Origin of the sequence: Spiroplasma sp. Moj, assembly GCF_016082285.1 — a bacterium.
GTDB lineage: Bacteria > Bacillota_I > Bacilli_A > Mycoplasmatales > Mycoplasmataceae > Spiroplasma > Spiroplasma phoeniceum.
Genome location: NZ_MQTY02000074.1, coordinates 1 through 5,311 on the forward strand (window position 1 = coordinate 1; position 5,311 = coordinate 5,311).

Annotated in this window: 4 protein-coding genes and 1 pseudogene; 2 read left to right on the plus strand and 3 right to left on the minus strand. The window is 25.7% G+C overall.

What is annotated here, in order from left to right; translation table 4 throughout:
- Window positions 1-143: 143 nt before the first annotated feature.
- Window positions 144-1,361, plus strand: a complete 1,218-nt coding sequence (locus BST80_RS03920; protein WP_415746053.1) for a hypothetical protein — start codon at window positions 144-146, stop codon at window positions 1,359-1,361.
- A gap of 51 nt (window positions 1,362-1,412) precedes the next feature.
- On the opposite strand, the gene BST80_RS03925 is transcribed toward BST80_RS03920, so the two are convergent.
- The 3 genes and pseudogenes from BST80_RS03925 to BST80_RS03935 form a co-directional block, all read right to left on the minus strand.
- Window positions 1,413-2,042, minus strand: coding sequence for a hypothetical protein (locus BST80_RS03925; protein ID WP_415746054.1), 630 nt, complete (start codon window positions 2,040-2,042; stop codon window positions 1,413-1,415).
- Between the two features lie 91 nt (window positions 2,043-2,133).
- A complete protein-coding gene (locus BST80_RS03930; protein WP_415746055.1) occupies window positions 2,134-2,703 on the minus strand; it encodes a hypothetical protein in 570 nt (189 codons plus the stop codon).
- Between the two features lie 110 nt (window positions 2,704-2,813).
- Window positions 2,814-3,523, minus strand: a pseudogene (locus tag BST80_RS03935) (glycerophosphodiester phosphodiesterase).
- A 286-nt stretch (window positions 3,524-3,809) separates the two neighbouring features.
- On the opposite strand from BST80_RS03935, the gene BST80_RS03940 reads away from it, so the two are divergent.
- Entirely contained in the window at window positions 3,810-4,826 is a 1,017-nt protein-coding gene (locus tag BST80_RS03940) for an alpha/beta hydrolase (RefSeq protein ID WP_415746056.1), read from the plus strand.
- Window positions 4,827-5,311: the final 485 nt, after the last annotated feature.

Here is a 5,311-nt window from a genome sequence, read left to right on the forward strand (position 1 = left end):
TAATCTCCATTCTAATTTAAAGACTAAATCAGTGGTCTAAAATGTATATGGTTTTCACAATAAAATAATAATGCCTACTTGTACTTTACCTAAAAAATGACTAAAATATATATTATGTGATTTGATGTTAAAGGAGTTATACAATGTTCAAGTGAAATCCTCGCGTCCATTTTTATTTACGTTTGGGAGCTTTAATTATTTTAAGTTTATTTTTATTGCTTGATTTAATCATGGCAATTTATTATCCACAACCAAAATTTGCACACTTAGGTTATGGTGAAAGAATTTCTAATTATTATTCGTTTTTTACAACGCAAACTAATTATATTGTTGCTCTATATTTTTTCTTATATTTGTTTGAATCAAAATTTAAAAATACAAAACCACACTATGTGATTCAATTAGCAGTTACAACGTACATTACAATTACAATGTTAGTTTTTTGAGTTGGTATTGTTGGTCAAAAAGATCAAGCAGCACAATATCGTCCTTATCACTGAGTGGCAACAGTTATTTTACATTTAGTGATGCCAGTTATAATGATTATAAGTTATGTTTTAACAGCTGGTGATCATTATTATTATTATGAAGAACATCACAAAAAGTATTTATGATTAATTATGTTATATATGGTAGCATATTTAACAATCATTTTAATACGAGGAACTTATCGACATTTAGATGGCAAAGACCCTAGAACTCTTTTTCCATACTTTTTCTTAAATTATTTTAAACCTGGTGGTGATTTTATGGTTGCCACAGCATTAGTAGTAATTTGTGTTGTTGCAGTTTCATTACAATATTTTTATATTTTCATTAATAATTTATTGTACTTCCGTTATTATCGGAACAAAAATGTTAAGATTGTTCCAATTCAATATGTGATGAAAACTAATAAGGTTACCATCACTGGTTTTATTATAGGAATTATTGTTTTAGTCTTTAATATTATCATTGATATTATTGTTCTTGATATGGCACTTATTTATGATAATTTTTTTCCTCAGCAAAGTTCTAATATTAAATCCATGATAAGATATGATTTTATTGAGCATTATAACATTGATAGTCGGGTTTTAATTGCCTTTATTTGTATTGCAATTTTTGCTTTAATTGGTTTTATTTTTTGCTTTATTTTTGCTTTAAAAGGTAAAATTGGAGCACGATTAGCTGGTGCTTTATTAATGATTACTTTAATGTTCTTTACTTGAATTTGAATTATTGGTCCGGTCTTTTGTTTGACTGTCGGCTTAATTTTGTTTAATGGTCGTGAAAAAGTAACAGAGATTACACTAGTTGAAGTTCATAACCTTCGTCGACTAAAAAAAGCAGCTAAGGCACAAAAGAAAGTTAAGAAATAAGTTAAATTAAAAATGGTGTTGTTATTCACAACACCATTTTTAATTTAATAATTAAGCAACATTATAATTCATTGCTTTTTTTTCTTTTTGCAAAACTAGTAATAAAACAAAACCAATAATTGCTGCGAATAAACCAATTGCAGTAATAATTGCTAAACTAATTTGGTTAGCTAGTTTATTAGAAAGATAGCCGGCTTCGGTTCCATAATTTTTTAACAATAGAGAATCAATTTGTCAAAATCAAGCATCGGGGGAAAAAGCAATAAATGAAATTAAACCAACTGAGGCAGCATATTCTTTTTGACTTATATTAATTTCATAAATTGTTGCTCATCGATTAGTAACTAAGGCTCAACAAATAATTCCTAGCATTAAGTATAAAATAATAATAATAATACTTTGAATAGTTATTTTTCAGGTGTTACTTAATGTTTCAAAAGAAGTTTCGGTGTATCCAGGTAAACTAATTGCAGTGATTGTAATAATTGAAGCACAAGTTAAACCAATAACAATAAATAAAATGTATTTTTGTGTACGATCAGCTAGTTTTCCAGCGGGAGCACTAAATAAAAAGCGGAAAAAATATGTTCGTAAAATTCCAGCAACAACCACAATAATTGGAATAATTTTTAAAGCATCTTGCATAAAAGTAACAAAAACACTTAATCCTGATTGATACATATAAACCCCTATAATTAATAACGTTACAATTCATAATTTAAAATTCTTTAATGTTTTTCCAAGATCTTTAATTTTAAAAGTAGTAACTTGATTAGAGTTGTGATTTAAATCAGGAACAAATTTTCATATATAGTAAACAATTAATAAAAATTAAACCGGTAAAAATAAAAACTAATGTGCTAAATGCTCAATTACCTAATGATGCTGTTCAAACATTTTCAAATAATCAAAAGACTAAATAAGCAAAGGCAATTAAAATTGTTCTAATTAGACCGTTTAAACTACCATGTATTCCATTTAATTTTCCATTTTCAGCTGGTGTTCCTTGTTCTGAAAGTAGTTTTCATAAGGCGCTTCAAAAAATAAAGCAGGTAATAAAACTTCATAACGAAAAAATAATGTATACTTGAATGATTTTTCCACTATTTATAAAGGGAATTACACCATATCAAATACTAACAATTCCAATTCTTCCTAATCCAAGCAATGTTAATTTTTTTAAATTAAACCGGTCAGCAAAATAACCGCCAACAAAATAACTTAATAACGCAACATAACCATAAATGGCATTTGCTTGTGAGAATTCAGAAGCAGTGATTCCTAAACCATCAGCAATTTTAACAGAATAAATAACATTTTTTAAATAAAATGGGACAGCCATCACTAAAACATCAGCTAAAGCTAAGATAGCAATAATATTAATTGTTTTACGATTAAGACTTTTTTGCTTACTATTTTTTATTTTTTACTTCCTTTCTAAAATAACAAATGTTATTTTAAATTAGGATTTAAAGTAGCATTGTCGCTAATATAGCCATGAATAAAAGTTTTATCATATAAATTATTAACTACTTTGACATCTTTATTATTTTTAAAAGTTCAAAGATTTAAGGGCAGATTAAGTTTTTTAATAATTGGCACATTCTTTTTTTGTTTTGCAGTAGCAATTGAATGATGTAAATAATCAAAATGCATAATTAAGTTTTCATCAATATCTTTTAAACTTTCAATTAAATAACCTTTTTAAATTCCTTATCAAGAGTTGAAATAAATGTTAAAGCAGAATGCCCAAATGAAGAAACAATAATTTCTGCGGTTGTTTTTGTTCTTAATGTTAATAGAGCATTTTTTAACATTTCAAATTCGTTGGGTGTATAACGATCAGGTTTGATTTCAACATTAATTAATTCGTATTGGTTAGCAATTTTATTGGAAAAATCTTCAATAAATAGCGGAGGCAACATTGCTGGATTTTTTACAAAAAAATCAATTGTTTTAATTTCTGGATAAGTAAAACTACGAACTGTTTTGTTAACATTTCCAATTCGTTTAAAGTTATAATCATGAAAAATAATAATTTTTTGGTCTTTTGTCATACGAATATCAAATTCAACCCCACGACAAATTTGCAAAGCATTAATAAAATCAACCATGCGGTTTTCACCAGCAGGGCTACGAAATCCACGGTGTGCGACTAGCATCGATAAATCCCTTCTTCCTATAGAAACATTAAATAAAATATTAGAACAATAATTTGCTAATGTTCTTTAGCAATTTAACAAATTATTTGTTATTTTTGATAAATGTTGGTAAAAGTTTTAATCGGATTATATTAATTTATAAATTATTAAATAATCCAAAGAATATGTTAAAAAAGTGGTATACTTGGTTAAAAGATAATAAAAAATGTTTTTTATAATAAAATTATAATAGAATTATGGGATAAATATATTATAAATTGCATATTAATAAGCTATTGGTGGTGAAATGATGATAACAAATTATAAAAAAAGTTTACGAAAATTAAAAAAATATAATTATAATTTTTGACGGATTTTATTAGTCATTATTTTTTTCCCAATTGTTTTATTATTATCTTTTATTTGCTCAAAAGTTTTTATTCTATATTTGTTTAAATATAAACGAAGTGGGCTTGATCAAAATAATATTGAATTAAATTCACTGCAACAGTTAGAAGCCGATGTTAAGGCAAAGAAATTAAGGGATTTTATGATTAAACCAGATGATTGCCAAGAAACTTTTATTGAATTTAATAATAATAAAATTAGTACTTTAATGTTAGAACATCCACATTCATCAAAGTGAGTTGTTGGTTTACATGGCTTTAAACGAAATAAATATTTGGGATTACAAAACGTATATCATTTTTATCAAGATGGTTATAATATTTTAACTTTTGATGCATATGCCCATGGAAATACTTATGGTCAAAAATCAGATTTAGGTGTGACGAATGCCATTATTTTAAATTTTTTAATTACATGGTTGAAAAAACATAAAACACCAACTATTATTGGGGTTTTTGGAATTAGTATGGGAGCATCAACTGCCTTATGATATGCCCATCAGTTTTATTTAGAAAATAAAACTGATTGATTAATTGTTGATTGTCCGTTTTCACAACCAGTCCAACAGATTCGGGCTTTTTTACATAAATATATCAAATTACCGTGATGATTAATGTCATTAGGAATTAATAAAAATTTTCGTCGACATTCAAAAACAAATTTAAAACAAATGAATTTACTAAAAGAAAATAACCAGTTACAAGATTTACCAATTTTATTTATTCATGGAACAAAAGATAATTTTGTGAAATACCATAATTCTGTTGTAATGTATTATTTACAACAAAATAAAAATGCGAAAAGTGAAATTTTTCTTGTTCAGAAAGCAGCACATACTGGCGCCTTAATTGCTAATCAACAAGCATATTGAGAAAAAACATTGTCATTCGCAAATAAATGCAATTTAAATTTTTAAAATGTAAATTAAACAAATAAAAAACACCTTTGCTAGAAAGGTGTTCTAAGTAATTAAAACTATTGCCAAAACTTGAAATTAACATCGTAAATCTTATTCATTAATTTTAAGTTGTTGGAGTCCAAAGCTTTAAAAGTTTTATCTGTTGCTTTTGATAAAAGTTTTTAAAGTTTTTTCTATTTTGTGTAATTTTTACACATATTTAATTATATCGCATTGATAGGTTAGGTTAGAAAGCAAGAAACTTGAATTATTTCTGTGTGAAAACCATATACATTTTAGACCACTGATTTAGTCTTTAAATTAGAATGGAGATTAAAATGAAAAAGTATATGGTAACAAGCATTCCAACTGAAAATGAATTATATTCATTACAACGAAAAATAAAAAAATGATATTTACAACAAAAACTTACAAAAGAAATAAATTATATTTATCAAAATGTCATTAATTATTTTAATTTATGTCAGAAATACTATTTATAT